The 17070-nt window shown below is 45.8% G+C and carries 14 protein-coding genes and 1 pseudogene; 4 read left to right on the forward strand and 11 right to left on the reverse strand.

The window, feature by feature from the left end; translation table 11 throughout:
• Positions 1 to 78: 78 nt before the first annotated feature.
• Entirely contained in the window at positions 79 to 1551 is a 1473-nt protein-coding gene (gene zds / locus N39L_RS05190) for a 9,9'-di-cis-zeta-carotene desaturase (RefSeq protein ID WP_014274504.1), read from the reverse strand.
• A 50-nt stretch (positions 1552 to 1601) separates the two neighbouring features.
• A complete protein-coding gene (locus N39L_RS05195) occupies positions 1602 to 1946 on the reverse strand; it encodes a hypothetical protein (RefSeq protein ID WP_006616918.1) in 345 nt (114 codons plus the stop codon).
• A gap of 602 nt (positions 1947 to 2548) precedes the next feature.
• Between N39L_RS05195 and N39L_RS05200 the strand changes: the two genes are divergently transcribed.
• Positions 2549 to 3037, forward strand: coding sequence for an arsenate reductase/protein-tyrosine-phosphatase family protein (locus N39L_RS05200; RefSeq protein WP_014274505.1), 489 nt, complete (start codon positions 2549 to 2551; stop codon positions 3035 to 3037).
• Positions 3038 to 3041: 4 nt separating this feature from the next.
• Here the strand turns inward: N39L_RS05200 and N39L_RS05205 are convergent, their stop codons facing one another.
• The 5 genes and pseudogenes from N39L_RS05205 to N39L_RS05225 all read right to left on the reverse strand — a co-directional run bounded on the left by N39L_RS05205 (position 3042) and on the right by N39L_RS05225 (position 6304).
• Entirely contained in the window at positions 3042 to 3812 is a 771-nt protein-coding gene (locus N39L_RS05205) for an ABC transporter permease (RefSeq protein ID WP_014274506.1), read from the reverse strand.
• Positions 3813 to 3869: 57 nt separating this feature from the next.
• Positions 3870 to 4628 (reverse strand): RNA-guided endonuclease InsQ/TnpB family protein, encoded by a 759-nt coding sequence (locus N39L_RS05210; RefSeq protein ID WP_434221575.1) that lies wholly within the window; start codon positions 4626 to 4628, stop codon positions 3870 to 3872.
• 3 nt (positions 4629 to 4631) lie between these two features.
• Positions 4632 to 4847 carry a hypothetical protein gene (locus tag N39L_RS05215; protein WP_014276758.1) on the reverse strand — a complete coding sequence of 72 codons (216 nt, stop codon included), beginning with the start codon at positions 4845 to 4847 and terminating at the stop codon, positions 4632 to 4634.
• 109 nt (positions 4848 to 4956) lie between these two features.
• A pseudogene (locus tag N39L_RS05220) lies at positions 4957 to 5512 on the reverse strand (IS607 family transposase); the annotation flags it as partial.
• A gap of 621 nt (positions 5513 to 6133) precedes the next feature.
• On the reverse strand, positions 6134 to 6304 hold the full coding sequence (locus N39L_RS05225; RefSeq protein WP_167538952.1) for a hypothetical protein: 171 nt from the start codon (positions 6302 to 6304) through the stop codon (positions 6134 to 6136).
• Positions 6305 to 6747: 443 nt separating this feature from the next.
• Between N39L_RS05225 and gpmI the strand changes: the two genes are divergently transcribed.
• Entirely contained in the window at positions 6748 to 8346 is a 1599-nt protein-coding gene (gene gpmI / locus N39L_RS05230; RefSeq protein ID WP_014274509.1) for a 2,3-bisphosphoglycerate-independent phosphoglycerate mutase, read from the forward strand.
• Positions 8347 to 8641: 295 nt separating this feature from the next.
• Here the strand turns inward: gpmI and N39L_RS05235 are convergent, their stop codons facing one another.
• Both N39L_RS05235 and N39L_RS05240 read right to left on the reverse strand, forming a co-directional pair.
• On the reverse strand, positions 8642 to 10315 hold the full coding sequence (locus tag N39L_RS05235) for an ABC transporter permease (RefSeq protein ID WP_006619958.1): 1674 nt from the start codon (positions 10313 to 10315) through the stop codon (positions 8642 to 8644).
• A 97-nt stretch (positions 10316 to 10412) separates the two neighbouring features.
• A complete protein-coding gene (locus N39L_RS05240) occupies positions 10413 to 11453 on the reverse strand; it encodes an iron ABC transporter substrate-binding protein (protein ID WP_006619957.1) in 1041 nt (346 codons plus the stop codon).
• Between the two features lie 445 nt (positions 11454 to 11898).
• Here N39L_RS05240 and cruF point away from each other — a divergent pair, with 445 nt between their 5' ends.
• Positions 11899 to 12819: a gamma-carotene 1'-hydroxylase CruF gene (cruF, locus tag N39L_RS05245; RefSeq protein WP_014274510.1), complete on the forward strand. Its 921-nt coding sequence runs from the start codon at positions 11899 to 11901 to the stop codon at positions 12817 to 12819.
• A 301-nt stretch (positions 12820 to 13120) separates the two neighbouring features.
• Here the strand turns inward: cruF and N39L_RS05250 are convergent, their stop codons facing one another.
• Both N39L_RS05250 and N39L_RS05255 read right to left on the reverse strand, forming a co-directional pair.
• Positions 13121 to 14914: an iron uptake porin gene (locus tag N39L_RS05250; RefSeq protein ID WP_006619954.1), complete on the reverse strand. Its 1794-nt coding sequence runs from the start codon at positions 14912 to 14914 to the stop codon at positions 13121 to 13123.
• Between the two features lie 710 nt (positions 14915 to 15624).
• Positions 15625 to 16488, reverse strand: a complete 864-nt coding sequence (locus tag N39L_RS05255; protein ID WP_006619953.1) for a Tab2/Atab2 family RNA-binding protein — start codon at positions 16486 to 16488, stop codon at positions 15625 to 15627.
• 113 nt (positions 16489 to 16601) lie between these two features.
• Here N39L_RS05255 and smpB point away from each other — a divergent pair, with 113 nt between their 5' ends.
• Positions 16602 to 17069, forward strand: coding sequence for an SsrA-binding protein SmpB (gene smpB, locus N39L_RS05260; RefSeq protein WP_006619952.1), 468 nt, complete (start codon positions 16602 to 16604; stop codon positions 17067 to 17069).
• Position 17070: the final 1 nt, after the last annotated feature.

Here is a 17070-nt window from a genome sequence, read left to right on the forward strand (position 1 = left end):
AATTATTAAGGTGTGAGGTAGTTTATATTGAGGCATAGTCCCCGCCCTACTTATAGCAAGCCAGACAGGGACAATATTTTAGCTCTGTACCCCCAGCTTGCTTAGTTCCAAAAAGTTAGGGGCATTTTCCAGGATAACACGGGCAGCCTGTCGCCCGGAGAGGGTAGCACCTTCCATGCTATCAATATAATCCTGTTGTGTGTAACTACCAGCTAAGAAAAAGTTAGCAACGGGAGTTTTTTGGGGGGGACGGTAGGGGTCCATTCCGGGGGCTTCCCGATAGAGGGACTGGGCTAGTTTAACTACACTATACCAAGTCATATTTAACTCTCGGGAAGAGGGGAAAAGTTGGTGAACTTGCTGGAGAACATGATTGGCGATCGCCTCATTATTTTGTTTAATAAAAGGGTCGCCCGGAGTTAAAACCAACTGTAGCAGAGAACCCTGTCCTGAGCGGTAATAATCTCCCGGACTGGTTAAAGCCAAATCAGCAAAACAGGAGAAATCGGCATCAGCAGTATAGAGTAAGTTATCTATACCCACGGCTTTTTCTAACTGTTGGCGTGCGAGTGAGTCTTGGAGTTCTGTTACCCAACCATCAAAGCGTAATTGCACTGTGGCTACGGGAACAGTATCTAACTTGTAAATGTTGTCAAATTCCGGCCATTTTCGCCAAGCCTCTGGGAGCATTTTTTGAGCCCCAGGAACATCACAGGCGCAAACATAAGCATCTGCAATAATGGTTTCTTCGGCTTCCCCTTGGGCGACCACCAAGCCAGTGACACGGGTTTTACCGTCAATTTCTGTAAACTGAATTTCTCTGACCCGTCGTCGCAGATGAATTTTAGCGCCCCGTTGTTGGAGATAGTTAACAATAGGTTTATGGAGATATTCCGCCGGAGACCCTTCCAACATTCGCAAGACGGAGGCTTCGCTTTTGGCTGCGAAAAACTGGAAAATCGTGAGCATACAGCGCGCGGAGATATTTTCAGTATCGATAAAACCCAAAGCATAGGCGATGGGGTTCCACATCCGTTTTAGGCTACCTTCAGACCCTCCCTGGCGGCGAAACCAGTCCGCAAAACTGACTTTATCTAGGTCTCGAATGTTTCTCATGGCTCCCTCAAAGTCCACCAAACCCCGGACAATGGGGCTAGTTCCCAGGGCGATCGCATTTTGCAATTTATCCTGGACGGAAAGCTGAGAAGTGGTGAAAAAGGCTTTTAGTCCGTTGAAGGGTGCGCCAGTAAAGAAGCGAAAATCTAAACTTCCGATCACGCCGCCGGGGTTGACAAAGCAGTGAATATGGTCTTTTAATCGCAGATTCTCAAAGGCTCCCACCTTTTTCATTAAATCAAATAGTTGGTAGTAGCAGCCAAAAAAGACGTGCAGACCCATTTCGACATGATTACCTTCTGGGTCTACCCAACTACCTACTTTACCACCCACAAAGGGGCGGGACTCAAATAGTTCTACTTCATGTCCAGCATCAACCAGATCAACAGCCGTGGCCATGCCAGCTAATCCAGCTCCAGCGATCGCAACCCGCATCCTACATTATCCTTAACAGTTCCTTTACGAATTTTAACAATAAAGTGATGCTACTGATCGATTTTTCGTTCAATTTTCCAGTTATGGGACTTGCAGATTGATTCTAGCATCTCCACAAAGCTGTCGATCCTGGCTTTTCCCGCACCATAACCTAGATTTAAAAAACCGACATCTCCACCAGCAGTGATGACATCAATTTCACAATAGTCAAATTCGGCATAGTTTAAAATTATCGTGGTTGACAAATTGGCGGAAATTCGCGCCGAAAAGGACTCCTCGACTAAGATATTGACATTCCCAATAGTGCGGACAATGACATCAGGGAAGTAGTCGCGCAATTCATGAACTAGCTGATCTAAATAAGAACCCCGTAGGATAACTGTTTGAATATTCATAGGGTGATTGGCTTGTAAATCTTATTACCTGATAGGAGTTCACCGCTGAGAATTAGCCGAGAATTACCCGGCTGTCCTCAAAGTTTCACCTTGGTGGATCTAACCCTATCTCTGTTATTATCCTGCCATCTGGGAGAAAATGATTCAGTTTTCCAAAAAACTTAATATAGTGACCACAGAACCCCAGCCTTAATCATATCCGCCCTCATGCTGAACCAATTGTATAACTGAAAAGTTTTATGTAACTGAGAATACACTGAATGATTATGTCTATGGTACAATGCGATCGGGTTCTCAGTCAATTATCACAACTGGCAACTGGGTTCATATTATCACTTTTGAGAAGTTTTATCACTATGGTACTCAGTCTATGGGTTGAGACTATTCTGATTACCCGCTGTCTGGGGACGTTCTAAGTTGATGTCCATCAAATAAATTGCCGAAATCTATCCAATAAGTTATATTGGTTGTTGCTACACTGGATCTAGGGTAAGATTTATTGAGAACATGGCAGGGCTAATTTACCAACCAGCCCCTAAACTTCCGCCTACCAGATACATGGTTGCTGTCTGAACCCACATTTAATCAACATCAAGGTGCTTATGAAAACAATTTTATTTTTGTCTACAGGAAATGACTATCTGAGTCGATTTTCTGAGTATTTGTTTAATTATTTGGCGGAAACCAGGGGCTTGAGTTGGCGGGCTTATTCGGCTTTATTACCAGTAGATAAAAGCCATTATTCTAGTAATTATTCAATGGGGGCGATCGCCTTAGAAGTGATTTCGGAATTGGAGAAGCGGGGTATTTCCTTAGATTATTCTGTCCGAACCATCAGACCCGTATCCCAAATTAACTTTAAAAATGCCAATAAAATTATTGCCATTGAGGAATCAATATATCGTCCGTTAATGGTTAAACGATATCCTTCCTGGGTGAACACGGTGGAGTATTGGAATATATCCGATGTGAAACCAGCGAGCCGGGAGTTGTCTTTACAGCAGCTAGAAAAGCGGATTAACCAAATCATTGACCAGTTCACACCCAGTCGGGGAAATTTAGCCTCTGTGTGGGCGGGATATGATGACTAATGGCTTATAATTCTCGGCGGGAAAAAATAGCGATCGCCAAGGCTAATAGTAGGACGGTGTAAATGATACCATATCCAGCATTAGCCACGAGAATAGGAACATCAGGGATATCTGCATAAACGGCATCATTTTTGAGATTCAGACGGGCTAAATCCGGTAAAATGACATACATTGCCGTCATCACATTTTCAATGGTTTGACTATCGCTAATTTGACCCAATTCGAGTAAGTCTCGGCTGAGACTTCCCATTACATAAACCGCAAAAGTTAGGAGTGTAGCCAACAGAGAACTGGTTAACACGCCTAACAAAATGCCCGCCGCCCCAATTAGCCCAAACTTAATCCAAATCAACAGATTAGAAATGGCGATACTTGGTGCGGGGTATGGAATTTGGTTAAGACTTAAAACCCCCATATATATGGCTGTCATTACCACGACCAAAACTGCTAAGACCGCCCACAAACCCAAATGTTTACCAATAATCAATTCCGGGCGGCTAACCGGCTTAGAAAGCAGTAAATAAACGGTGCGTTTTTCAATTTCCTGGTTAATTAAAGTGGTACTGACAAAAACTGCCACAATTAAGCTAAGAAGGCTGATAGCAGCCAAACCGAGATCTAAGACAATTTTATCTTCTAAACTAGCAGCGACTTGGGGCATTAGTTCAACTGCTGCGACCATCAACAGCGCAAAGATACCCAAAATATAGAGAACCCTAGCGCGCATGACTTCCCAAAACACATTTTTGGCGATCGCCATTATCCTTCCCAACATGATGCTTGACCCTCCTATAACCACGATGGTTATCACTTGACTAGGATTCTGATACATTTACGCGACATTTATCCGGCTATTGCCTGACAATGCGACGATAGCACTATTACCCGTTAAGGTAACAGAGGCGGTATCCCGCAAAGCTTTTAGAAAGATTCCAAAAGCACCGTTCCAGTCCCTGGGTAGAGTGAACCCACACTCAGGACATCGGAACACTTTTGAGCCACCTAGCTGGGAATGGACATGACCACAGTGAGTACAGGTTTTGCTGGTGTATTCTTCCGTCACATCTACAACTGTGGTTCGAGTTATCTCGGCTTGATGTCTCAGGGTTAGTTTGAATCGATAATGCGCCCATGTCAGCATGGCTCGGGCAGTCTTGGATTTGATTTTCCGCTTGGCTTGGGCAACCATGTTGGAAGTCTCGAAGGTCGGCAGAAAAATTATGCTGTAGTCATTAGTCAAGTAATGAGCAATTTGCTTGTGGGCCTCATCCACTAAATTCCGGATTTTAGTTCTCATTCGTTGAGCCGCTTGCCTCATCCGGCGTCGCCGTGAACGATTAAGTTCCTTGGCGATTCGGCTCATCAAATCATCCAAATGTTGACATAACCTAGTAATGCGTCCTATATCTCCGGAGCCCAATTCCAGAAACCGAGAGCCATCAAACCCGGTCATAAAAGTTCGGACGCCTGGGTCTAATGCAATTACGCCATTCGCTTCAGTTGGGGTAACGGCAACTGGTTCAGGGAAAATCGCCAACCATCGACCTTTGGTAAACACCAACTGAGTCCCTTGCCCGCAAGTTTTAGGGATAGCTTAGGAAACCATGAAAGTTAATCCTTTCGTGAGTCTTGGATACCAACTCCCTGAAGAGAAATTAGTATTATTGAACTTAATCCCTTGAGAGCTGTCACGACAACTTCTAAACCTTGCATCAGGACTGGCGGTCAAAGCCTGATCGGCATCAAAGATGGCATTTTGCCGAATGTGGCCGGGTGTTTCTTTGACCCATTCGGGTAAGTCGCTCTGCATCACTTTGTTGCGTAATTTCAGTTTGCTTAGTCGTTTACCACTCCGGGATAATGCAATTGCTTGGTTGTAGCAATACCGACAAGCAGCCAGCCATTTACGCCAGACTTGATTTAGCTCTGGGCTGGGGTAAATCCGGATCTTCTTTGACCTGAGTTTTATATTGACTCCGTCCGTATAATCGGGAACTGAAGCAGTGGAGGATGGCGAGGATGTCCTCAACCATTTCTGGTTCTCGACTGAGACTTGTCTCGTTGAGAACCATGAGTGAGCACCTGTTTTGCTCACAGAGCCATCGAAACAAGTCCCATCCAAATCTGGCCAATCGGTCTGGGTGGGCAACGACAACCATGCGGACATCTCCTGACAAGACTTGTCCCAGTCAGGCCAGCATTTTCTTTCCCTTGAAGTTGAGCCCGCCTCCGATTTCGGAGACGACTTCTGCTTCGGGGTAGAGGTTGGACAGTGCGGCCACCTGTCGGTTGAGGTCGGACTGCTGGGCGCGGCTACTAACTCTGGCATAGATAACGACTTTGCGTTTGTCACTGCGTGATGGCATCAGAATATGACTCAACGTTGTATCGTCGTTGCCCAGCGGGGGTTCTGATGGTCTCGATTGAGCCATTTTCGTCCCATCTGCGGAGTGTTCTTTCATGGACTCCAAGGATTTAGGCCGCTTCCTTGGGTTTGACATATCTGGCAATAGGTTTATCCTCAACGTTATGGTCGAAAGGGAAGTCACCTTCCCCAACTCCAATTCCAAACCGTACTTGAGACTTTCACCTCATACGGCTCCTGATGTAGATACCCCTTTTGACATCGGGAACAGGGCAACAACTCCCTGCTTTGTGACTTCAACTTTTGGAGCTAAATACAACATCGTAGTCTTTAAACTCGCTCTCGTCATAAACACTCTTATTTGTCGCAGTCTCTATATCCACACCGTGACTAGTGGGCATATCCTAACCATTACAGTTAGGCATTAGCTTTCAGTCACATCCTTTCCCCTTAAAGGCATACGCTTACACTTTTCACTACTGTGCAGTTACATCCTGCTGAGAACCTATGAGGGGTTTAAACGTTCCGTTTATACGGGCATTCCATCTTTAGACTTGTCCTGTCCACCGGGGTAATTTTAAAGGTCTGTGTAGGTAGTGGATGAAAACTCCTACTTTTCCCCTTGCTCTTTTGAGCGCAGCGTATCAACCTATTTCGCTACTTAATAATTACGATGGTTCAAGCCGGAACATTCAGATTTCCTTAGTCATGGATGGTTGGCAGTGGTCGGATTATTGGGAATAGGTTTCCCTCACGCCTTCCGTTCCCCGCTTCAATCTGACGGGTTGTGATTCCTCAAACTGGGGGTGGCTATCGCCGTTACTCTCAACGCCCTGATTTCTCAGTTGGTTTATGACCTTGAGTCCCCTGCCTTGCTTAGATTTCTCCAAGCGTCGGGACATATAAACAGTTATGGGATGGTCAGGGGTGCGAATCCCTTATATTCCACCAAGGGGTGCAAGTCCCACTAGGAGGTTATTTCAGGCATTGCAGCCTTATTTGACTCCTAAACGTCTCGCACTCTTCTCGCTTATTATACCATATTGCCCTAAAATATTAACCTAATTTGAGATTAAATCATGCTCTAAATTTGACGCTCTCATGTCAAGGGTAGCTTGAAACGAACCACAATCATCATTTCTAGCTGCCATCTGTTTAAAATTATGGGCTGGTTGGTAATAACCCCAGGTTAACAAATTTACGAGGGTTTTTGGGACTTAAAGGGCGATGTGGTTACACCTAAATTGGCTTGCTGTTGCCTTTTCACCTAGCAAAGATTTAACAGTTAGGTAAAGGGATGATATCATGTCGATGGAATTCACTCGTCGCGAAAAGGTAAGTTGGCATGGCATCAGTGTCTGTATCTCCCGTTGTACTAATCATATTAGACGGTTGGGGCTATCGTGAACAAACGGACGGAAATGCCATTGCTGTTGGCAATACCCCTGTGATGGATAGCCTTTGGACTGCTTATCCTCGAACATTAATTCAGGCTTCTGGTAAGGCTGTCGGCTTACCAGAGGGTCAGATGGGCAACTCAGAAGTTGGTCACTTGAATTTAGGTGCGGGACGAGTGGTTCCTCAAGAGTTGGTGAGGATTTCTGATGCGGTCTCGGATGGCAGTATTCAGAATAATCGGGCTTTGAGTAAAGTTTGCGAGGAAGTTCGTCAGCGAGAGGGTAAGTTACATTTAATGGGTTTATGCTCCGATGGGGGTGTGCATTCCCATGTAGACCATATCCTGGGATTGCTGGATATGGCTAAGGCTAAGGGGTTGTCTAATGTCTGTATTCATGGGATTACTGATGGCCGTGATACTAACCCTAATGATGGAATTAAGGTTCTTCAACAAATTGAAGACTACACTAAGGAAATAGGGGTGGGGCACATTGCGACTATTAGCGGCCGTTACTATGCTATGGATCGTGATAATCGATGGGACCGGGTAAGGAAGGCTTATTCGATCATGACTACCGATGGACCACAGAGCGATCGCACTATAGCTGAGATCATGAGGGAATCCTACGGAGAGGGTATCACAGATGAGTTCATTAACCCTATTAGAGTAGCACCAGGGGCTGTAGAACCCGGAGATGGGGTGATTTTCTTTAATTTCCGACCCGATCGCGCTCGACAGCTTACTCAAGCCTTTGTGATGGAGGATTTTGATGAGTTTGAACGGGAACTGATCGAGCCTCTGAGTTTTGCGACTTTTACTCAGTATGATCCCAACTATCCGGTGGATGTAGCTTTTGAGCCCCAAGGACTCGATAATATCTTAGGACAAGTAATTGCTGATCATGGGTTGAAACAACTGCGGACGGCGGAAACCGAAAAATATGCCCATGTGACTTATTTCTTTAATGGTGGTTTGGAACATCCTTTTGAGGGGGAAGATCGAGAACTGATTCCTAGTCCGGCGGTCGCCACCTATGACCAAAAACCGGAGATGTCTGCGGAGGAAGTGACAGAAGTTGCTCTTGAGGGTATCGATAAGGGGATTTATTCTCTGATTGTGATCAATTATGCTAACCCTGATATGGTGGGTCACACGGGGATGATGGATGCGGCGGTTAAGGCGATCGAAACGGTCGATCGCTGTTTGGGGGAATTGTTGGCAGGTATTTCTAAAGCTGGGGGAACAGCGATTATTATTGCTGATCATGGTAATGCTGAATATATGTCGGATGAACAGGGTAATCCCTGGACTGCTCACACTACTAACCCGGTGCCTTTTATTCTGGTTGAAGGGGAGGGGCGGAAAATTCCCGGCCATGGTACTGATGTACCTTTGAGAAGTGATGGCTGTTTGGCGGATATAGCTCCGACTATTTTGGAAATACTGGAGTTACCGCAACCTCCAGAAATGACTGGAACTTCAATGATTGTTAAATCTGAGTTGTCGCTGACGGAAAATCGTAGTCCGGTCAGGGTTAGGCTTTAAGGTGAAATTGGTTGAGGGGGGCCGGGATAATTAATAATTAATTGCCCTGTTCCCTGCTAGGCTTAATTCCTCAGAGGGTTGACAGGGGGTGGCAACTAATGATAGTATTTTTATATACCAAAATATAATTGTAATCTATTAACAAAAAATAAAATTGTCAATATTCCCATTATATATAATAATAGCACGAGTGAACGCCGTAAAGCAACCCCCCCAGTGAGAGGAATTTTTTTAACATTTCTTAACTTTTCTTTACAAAAGTTAACATAAGAGAAACATCAGAGATGAGTGGCTCCTAGTCTTCTAACTGGGTAAGGCTAGGCTGTGCATTTTTGATGCGGCGTTCTTGGGAAAGAATAATGAGTGTAGCTAAGGTGGACACGAACAACATCATGAGTGCGGCGACTGAGGCTTGGGTAAAGGCTACACTTTCTGCTGTGGCTTGCCAAATTTGAGTGGCTAAAGTACGAAAACCGATGGGAGAGAGTAAGAGAGTGGCTGGTAATTCTTTAATGGAGGTTAGGAAGATTAACATAGCGCCACTGATCACGCCAGGACGAACGAGTGGTAAGGTGACTTGACGTAGAGTTTGCCAGGGTGTGCGTCCCAAAATACGGGCAGATTCTTCTAGGCTTGGGGATACTTGAAGTAGTGAGCCGCGCAATGTTCCGACGGCTTGAGGAATGAATAAGACTAGATAAGCAAAGATCAACATGGGAAGTTGTTGATAAAGCCAGGGTACATAATTGGCTCCAAAGAAGACGAGGGAGAGTGATACGACAATTCCCGGCATTCCAAAACCGATGTAGGATGTGCGCTCTAAGGTGGCTGTGAGGCGGCTAGGAAAGCGGACGGCGAGAATGGCGATGGGGAGTGCAAACAGGGTAGAAATGATGGCTGCTAGACCTGAGCTATAGATGGAGTTGTAGGCGGCAGGTAACATCATGGTGATTAATTCTATGGGGTTTTGACCTACTCGCAGACCACGCCCTAACCAGAAGAATAAAACTCCGAGGGGCATTACTAGGGAAAATAGTGTGATGAGGATACAAAAACCGAGGGCTAACCAAGTCCAGCGACCTAGGGGAATCAGGGGTTGTTGATGTTGACTAGCTGAACCTCTACTATAATAGGCGGCTCGCGATCGCGCTCGATATTCTAGCAATAAAATCAACCCGACTAAGGCGATTAATACTAGGGATAAGGCGGCGGCCATACTACGGTCAAAACTGGTGCGATATTGTAAAAAAATGACGTAGGTAAAGGACTCAAAGCGCATGAGTGCGGGAGTTCCAAAGTCTTGGAGGGCATAGAGTGAGACGAGTAGAGACCCGGCGGCGATCGCCGGGCGCAGTTGTGGTAAGGTGACTCGCCAGAAGGTTTGATAGGGAGTATATCCGAGAACCCGTGAGACTTCTTCCATGGCTGGGTCCATGCCTTGTAAACTCGATCGCACTGTGAGCAATATGTAAGGGTAGGAAAATAGTGTGGTGGCGATAATTACTCCAGCCCAGCCATAAATAGAGGGTAAGCGTTGGACTCCGAAGGGTTCGAGGAGAATTTGGATCATACTACCACGGGGTCCGGCGAAGGCTAATAGGGCAAAACTGCCTACATAGGTGGGGATAGCTAGGGGTAAGGTGGTGACTACTGACCAAAAACGCCGCCCTGGTAAATTGGTGCGTACTATTAGAAATGCTAGGGGAATGGCAATCAAGGCAGATAGGAGTGTGACAAAGAAGGCCATACCTATGCTGTTAAAAAATACCTGAATGGTGCGGGGTCGGGATATAAGGGCGATGAAGGGGGCTAATCCAATGCCCATTGCCCTAATTACTAGGTAAACGAGGGGTAATGCCATGCCTAAAGCGACTATGGCAGCCATGATGACTAAAAAAATAGGAGGATGCGATCGCCTGGTGGATAAGTAGCTAGTTGAGGATAATGTTTGCTTTAGGTTAATAGTCATTTAATGAAAAAATTAGTGAGGATATTATATGGGAAAGTAGGCGAAGAAATCAGGAAGGGGTCTAGTGCTTCCTGATCAATGGGATGGGATTCTTTGGTTATAAAACCCCTGCTGAACGCAGCAACTCTAGTGTTCCTTCTAAGTCTTCTAAGTCACTGAGATCGATATCTGGGGGATTAATCTGAGCAATAGGAATCTGTCCGTCTGGTGGTTGAATGCCATCAATTAAGGGATATTCACTATTCCCTTGGGCGAAGTGTTGTTGTGCTTCTGGACTAAGCATAAACTCGATAAAGGCGTATGCTGCTTCGGGTTGGTCTGTGCTATCGATAATAGCGACTCCGGCTATATTGATCATAGAACCTACATCGCCGGTGGGATAGTGATAGGATACGGGGAAATTGGGATCTTCGGCTTTAAAGCGGAACAAGTAATAGTTATTTGTCAATCCCAGGTCTACTTCACCGCGCCCCAAGGCTTCGACAAGGGTTGTATTATTGCGATAGACCTGGGGGTTATTGGCTTGCATGGCTTCTACCCATTCTCTAGCGCGTTCTTCGCCTTCATGCTTTCGTAGGGCGGTAACAAAGGATTGAAAGGAGCCGTTAGTTGGAGCCCAGCCAATGCGTCCTGACCATTCGGGTTGTGTAATTTCCCAAATTGAGTTAGGAACTTGATCGCTGCTGAGTAGATCTGTATTGTAGTTAAATACGCGAGCGCGTCCGGTAATACCAATCCATTGTCCTTCGCGAGAGCGGAACCTAGGGTCTACTTGATTGAGTAAGGTTTCTGGAATGGGACGGGTGCGCCCTTCTCTTTGTAGAGCGCCTAAAGCTCCTGCATCTTGAGCAAAATAAATATCGGCTGGGGAATTTTGACCTTCTTCTAAGATGGTGGCGGCTAATTCGGCTGTATCCCCATAACGGACATTGACTTGAATGCCAGTTTCGGCTTGAAATCGCTGAAACATTGGACCAATTAGGTCTTCTGCACGACCAGAATAAACGACTAAGGTTGCACCTGTTGTACCATTGGTGGCGGTTGGATCGATGGTTGTTTGTTGTTGACCACAAGCGATCGAGATGGCACTGGTGGCTATTGCTAACCCAATTAAAGAGATAACTTTTCTTCGTTTCATGTAATTTTTTTCCCAAGTGTCAAGGTGAGCTGATATTCATAATATTTCTCAATTGCTGAGATATGATCGGCTCTAGGAATTGATTTGTTCTGGCACAGCCAGGGTGTTATATGGATATTGATGGTTGGTTGATAGTCTGTTATGAGCAGCACCAAACCTGGGACTTTCCTAAAAATGGGCTACCATTCTGGCTTGAGTCCCACCAGCTAATTCAAAGTTATTATAAATTAGTCTGGACTTTAATAAGAATAGTTGTCAATGTGCTGTCTGTCAATATGGCAGATCTGGAGGATATTAGCTTAGGGTTAGGGGCCAGGGATATGGGGCGTGACAGGGAGGGGACAGGGGGGGGTCGCGTTTAACAGCAAATAAGTCTATTGTTGTATAAAGATTTATAAAGTTTTCGGAAACGCGGTCTGCGTTTCATATCTGTTTGAGGAGTCCCATGAAGCAACTTCTGATGCAAGAGCGATTTTTTCTGACCATCCATATCCTGTCCACCCTGTTTGGTCTAGCGGGACTGCTAATAGTTCTACCTAATCCAGAACTAATTATTAACCTACCCCCCATAGGACAAAGTTTCTTTCAACTGAGTATGGCAGGGGGAGGAGTAGCTTATATTGTGTTTGGAGCGATCGCAGTTAGTTTATACGCCTATCGCACCCTAGGGCTGGCTACGACGCTAGGATTTATGGTGCCATCTATTGTCCTATCCCTGAGTAGTGAACTGCTGGGGACTAGCACAGGTTTTCCTTTCGGTCATTACCAATATCTAAACGGTTTAGGCTATAAAATCGCGGATCTAGTTCCGTTTACGATTCCCCTATCCTGGTTTTATATGGGTTTAACCTGCTACCTACTAGCGAGGGGTGGCTTGAAGGTGAGGCTGGGTTCAAGTTGGGTGCGTCATGTAGCAGCTTTAGCGGTGGCGGCGATTTTATTAACGGCTTGGGATTTAGTCCTAGACCCGGCTATGAGTCAAGCACCTTTTCCGTTTTGGCAATTTCAAGATGTAGGGGAATTTTTTGGAATGCCTTATCGTAATCTTACGGGATGGATGGGGACGGGTTTGGTGTTTATGACGGTGGCGGCGGTTTTATGGAGAGGTAAGCCGATTGTTTTATCTCGATCTGTGTTGACTCTACCTTTACTGGTGTATTTGACTAACTTTGGCTTTGGGGCGGTAATTACGGTGGTGGCTTTAGATCCTAAGTTTCTACTACCGACTCTATTAAGCGTATTATTTGGTGTGATTCCGGCGATCGCTTTATGGTGGACTGCAATCGGACCAGATATGGCTACCTTAGAACCGGATTCTGAATCGCCGGAGGTGGCTGATTCTCCTATGAATGCGATCGCTAAATAACCCCAGGCGATGATGATTGTGGTCGGTGGCTTTCCTATGACAATTTAGGATTAACCCCCGACCCATTTTGTGATTTAGTCAAAAATCTACCCTAAATGGCTCTATCCGTTATTAGACGATGGTTAGAGCCATTTACTATGGTGAGCAATGTTGAATAATTAGTCAAGTGTATAGCGACAGAAAGCCATGGAAATAATAATAGGCGATCGCCATAGATTTGTCAACGCCCTAGGCCCTAGGGGGTGAGGATAAATTCAAGAATAGTCCGTCCCCCCAGGCTAAGAAAATGAGCGAGAAACTGCTAGAAACGGAAAGTGGTTCTGAGAGTCCCTACGAAAATATTAGCATTGTGGCTATTGTGATCAGGGTTAGTGACGACAAAGAAGCCGGGAGTGATGGAAATGTAGTCATTGAAGGCATAGCGATAGAAGGCTTCAATATGGAAGGAAGTATCGCGGTCTTCCAAAGCTCCCCGGTCGTGGTTCGTAACTTTGGGGGGCATTCCGATAATAATACCACCCAAATCTCCTTCGCTGAAGGCATCGGGGAAGCCCATAGTGACAGCCCAGTTAAGAATTGTCGCACTATCACTGCCATTTCTTTGTTGATGAGCCCAGGTAGCACCAAACCAGCCACCTAACTGGAATTTGTCAAGGACGCGCCAGTTAAATTGTAAACCTAAGTTATCGCTGCTGGTGGCATTGTTTCCAAAGGGACGCTCAGAAATCCAGCTTCCTGTGCCGCCAGCAATATTCACGTCTTCAGTGCTAAAATACTTGCGGGCGTACTCGACGGCAAAAGCGAGGTTTCGATTGGGTTCATAAACTAACTGAGCGCCAGCGCTATTGCTACCATTAAATAAGCCATTGCTTTGGGTAGCATCAGAAGCATTACCGGCTAAATAAGCTAGATTAAGTTTAAAGCGAGGTTGACTACCAAAGGTGAAGTTAGCGCCAGCACCTGCACCACCGGGTCCTCGAAATACGGCGGGGTTCCGTCGTCCAAACCGAGAAATTGATCCGGCGGAGGCACTTTCAAGGGGTGAGAGTACATCAAGAATATTGTCTATTCCCAGAGCATTAGCGCCTACCCAGAAGCGGGCTTTACCATCAAAAGCGGGGAAACGGTAGTTTAGATCATCTAGTCGGAAACCATTGCTCCTGCCGTCAATGGAAGTGCGAGCCATTAATGTATTATTGAGACCAAAACTTCTCAGGTTGGGAATGTCTACGGCTTCTAAGCGAATTCTCAGCCTGTCTCGACCGCTAAAGCTGCTATCAAAGTTGAGACGGCTGCGGTAGCCGAGATAGGTTTGGGTGGGGTCATCACTGGCTCGGCCAAAGGGTCCCCCTGCTACATTATGACGAGAGCGATCGCCAAAGCTATCTCCTGCCCAAAATACTACTTCCCCACTCAGTTTGGTGGTGGTTGAGAATTGGTTAGCTTCTAATTCGGCGGTTCTGGCTTCTAGGGCATATACGCGACCCCTTAAAGTGGCTAGTTCTGCTGCAAATTCTTCCTGTAGTCGTTGGATAACTGCTAGGTCTTCACGAGTTACGAGATTAGCTACAGAAGCGGCAATTAGTTCATTAACTCGCTCTAAACAGGCATTTAAACCAGCAGCAAACTCAAAACGAGTCATGGCTCGGTTTCCCCTAAAGGTTCCGTCGGGATAACCTGCGATACAGCCATAGCGCTCAACTAAGGACTGTAGGGCTTGGAATGCCCAGTCTGTGGGTTGCACGTCTGACAACTGGGAAACAGAAGTTACCTGTTCCATGGAGTCTTCTAAGCCACTGTATTGGTTGATTTGCTCGATACCTAAGATGGTGATTTCTGGATCGGTTTCTGGCTGTGTTTGAGCTAATTCTACGGGTTGGCTTGGAGGCTCGGATTGATGGGCGATCGCCAGATTAGACTCTGGGCTGATAGAGTCTTCTATGTCTTCAGTAGTTACGGGAGCTACTTGAGATGTAATATCAAATTTAGTGGCTATTTTTTCTGTGGCTAAGGCGGAACCTGCACTTAGAAGCAGGGCTGCACCCACCAAGCTGGGACTGTGCTTGAGGGTCTTCCAAAGAATTTTGTTTGTCATTTCTAATCTCACACCAACGCAAAAACATCTGAAAATGGGTTAATGGCTGTAGTTCTTGGGTCACTACACCATTAATTGAGAGTTTTTCTACAGATTGGGGTTGTCTAATTACTTAGAAACCTTTTCCAGTAAGCATCTGAACCCTTTAAATCATGGATAGGGCTCTGGGTATGGCTCTGGGAACCAATTGCAAATGACTCTCTTTAAGATGTTTATATCATGAAAGTTAATTTTTCAAGCTAATGATTCTCAATTAGTTGACAGCCTTGGCCCAGCCTTGGCAAATTAGTTAAGTTTAGCTAATGTATGGCTGCGAATAGTTTTGATTTTCCAAAGAATGTTAAGAATTCATAAGTTTTTATTGATAACTTCTATCAAAAGATTGAGGAGATGATGGGGGTTTTGGTATGGTGTAGGAAATGGCTCCCAAGGGGTGATTGTGTCTATATGCAAAAAAAGAGGCGGAAACGCCTATTTTTACGGGGTTTAAAATATTTGGTGGCTAAAATTTCAAAATAGCGATGCACCTGTAGGGGCGGGTGCTAAATCAGCCAGGGGAAAAACCCACCCCCGGAGAAAAAGCGATCGCCTAAAATGGGCATCTTGACAAAAATCAGATTGTATGTATAGAGGTTGGGATGTTTTCGGGGTGAGTGGGAGGGGAGGGGGGATAATCGATAAGATTATCATCCCCCTCCGGGGTAATGAGATTAGAAGTCTAACTGCTGAAGCATCCAGAAGCCAGCAAAGGATTCGGAATTAGGGTCAGACTGAATAGCCAAAAAATGCACATTTTTAGCGGAGAGCTTGGCTTGTTCAAAATTCCGGGCTTCGGTCTGGGTTTTAGAGTCGGTGAGGTTAGCCAAAATCCAACTCTCATTTTCCCCGGTTTCCAAAATCAGGCTAGGGCGGGGAGTTTCCAGGAGTCGCAGAAAAGCTAACTCTAACCCAGACATCCAGGCGGCTAGGGGTATGGCGCGGGTAGAGAAAATAATCAGACCGGGAACGAGTGTTTCGGGAGATAGCCCCATCATGGGTAAACTGAAGGCTTCGCCAAAGCCGATATCCCATTCAGGCATATCTTGAAAGGCGGCGGCTTCTAAAGAAACGATCGCCCACTGTTCCCCCTGAAGTGCATCTGGTAGGGGCTGAGGTTCACCGGAGACAAACTGCACTGAGGGGTTAGTTCCTTCCTGATAGTTAGGATAGGTGGGATAAACTTTGTCGATGCGTTCTTGTAGCCACTGAAACAGTGTATAGGTGCGACGACTAGCTGATGCGGGGATATCTAACCCTTCAGCAGCTTTAGAGATCATATTCGCCATGGGACGGCGGAAAAAACGAATTTTGGATGGTGGTAATGGTGCTTGAGCGATCGCTTCTTCAATAGCTCCCTGCAACCAGATAGAGTTAACCTGGGTACTGGGACAAAATTGTGTATAGCGGAATAGAGACTCAGGGCGCGATCGCACATCCAGGGGGGTTTCACAGATAATCACCTCCCATACTTTTTTTCCGTCTTCGTCCCGCAGCGGACGACTGTAAAAATCCAGTTCCCAAATCGTTCCCTTCATTGGATGCTAAAAACTCGCTATGTATACTAAACTCAAACTTCTATTGTCCCATTAAAATGATGGTAACAACAAGGTTGTTCAATTAACCCTGGTTCATGGTATAATGAGAAGTTATGAGTAAAGACAGTAACGGATACAAAATCCTCACCGATAACCGTAAAGCTCGCTATCTGTACGAGATCCTAGATACCTACGAAGCCGGAATTGAACTGAAAGGCACGGAGGTTAAGTCGATCCGGGCGGGTCGTTCTAATTTGCAGGATGGTTATGCGTTGGTGCGGGATGGAGAGGTGTGGCTGATTAATGTTCATATCTCCCCTTATGAGAATACGAGTAATTTCTTTAATCATGATCCGCGCCGTACCCGAAAGTTGTTGCTACATCGCCAGGAAATTAATAAGCTGATTGGACAGGTAGAACAAAAGGGCCTGACCCTGGTTCCTCTGAGAATGTATCTGAAACGGGGACGGGTTAAGGTGATGATTGGACTGGCGCGAGGTAAGAAGTTGCACGACAAGCGAGAGACAATCCGACGCAGGGATGATGCGCGGTCTATGCAACGGGCGCTAAAGCAGTTTTAAT

This window comes from Limnospira platensis NIES-39 (assembly GCF_026000695.1).
GTDB lineage: Bacteria > Cyanobacteriota > Cyanobacteriia > Cyanobacteriales > Microcoleaceae > Limnospira > Limnospira platensis.

What these genes read in the sequence shown, in the direction of transcription:
- N39L_RS05250 (WP_006619954.1), bottom strand. Translation starts at nt 14,914, where the DNA reads ATGACAAACAAAATTCTTTGGAAGACCCTCAAGCACAGTCCCAGCTTG.
- N39L_RS05255 (WP_006619953.1), bottom strand. Translation starts at nt 16,488, where the DNA reads ATGAAGGGAACGATTTGGGAACTGGATTTTTACAGTCGTCCGCTGCGG.
- N39L_RS05200 (WP_014274505.1), top strand. Translation starts at nt 2,549, where the DNA reads ATGAAAACAATTTTATTTTTGTCTACAGGAAATGACTATCTGAGTCGA.
- zds (WP_014274504.1), bottom strand. Translation starts at nt 1,551, where the DNA reads ATGCGGGTTGCGATCGCTGGAGCTGGATTAGCTGGCATGGCCACGGCT.
- N39L_RS05205 (WP_014274506.1), bottom strand. Translation starts at nt 3,812, where the DNA reads ATGTTGGGAAGGATAATGGCGATCGCCAAAAATGTGTTTTGGGAAGTC.
- cruF (WP_014274510.1), top strand. Translation starts at nt 11,899, where the DNA reads ATGAAGCAACTTCTGATGCAAGAGCGATTTTTTCTGACCATCCATATC.
- N39L_RS05235 (WP_006619958.1), bottom strand. Translation starts at nt 10,315, where the DNA reads ATGACTATTAACCTAAAGCAAACATTATCCTCAACTAGCTACTTATCC.
- N39L_RS05215 (WP_014276758.1), bottom strand. Translation starts at nt 4,847, where the DNA reads ATGCAGAGCGACTTACCCGAATGGGTCAAAGAAACACCCGGCCACATT.
- N39L_RS05195 (WP_006616918.1), bottom strand. Translation starts at nt 1,946, where the DNA reads ATGAATATTCAAACAGTTATCCTACGGGGTTCTTATTTAGATCAGCTA.
- N39L_RS05225 (WP_167538952.1), bottom strand. Translation starts at nt 6,304, where the DNA reads ATGTCCCGACGCTTGGAGAAATCTAAGCAAGGCAGGGGACTCAAGGTC.
- N39L_RS05240 (WP_006619957.1), bottom strand. Translation starts at nt 11,453, where the DNA reads ATGAAACGAAGAAAAGTTATCTCTTTAATTGGGTTAGCAATAGCCACC.
- smpB (WP_006619952.1), top strand. Translation starts at nt 16,602, where the DNA reads ATGAGTAAAGACAGTAACGGATACAAAATCCTCACCGATAACCGTAAA.
- gpmI (WP_014274509.1), top strand. Translation starts at nt 6,748, where the DNA reads ATGGCATCAGTGTCTGTATCTCCCGTTGTACTAATCATATTAGACGGT.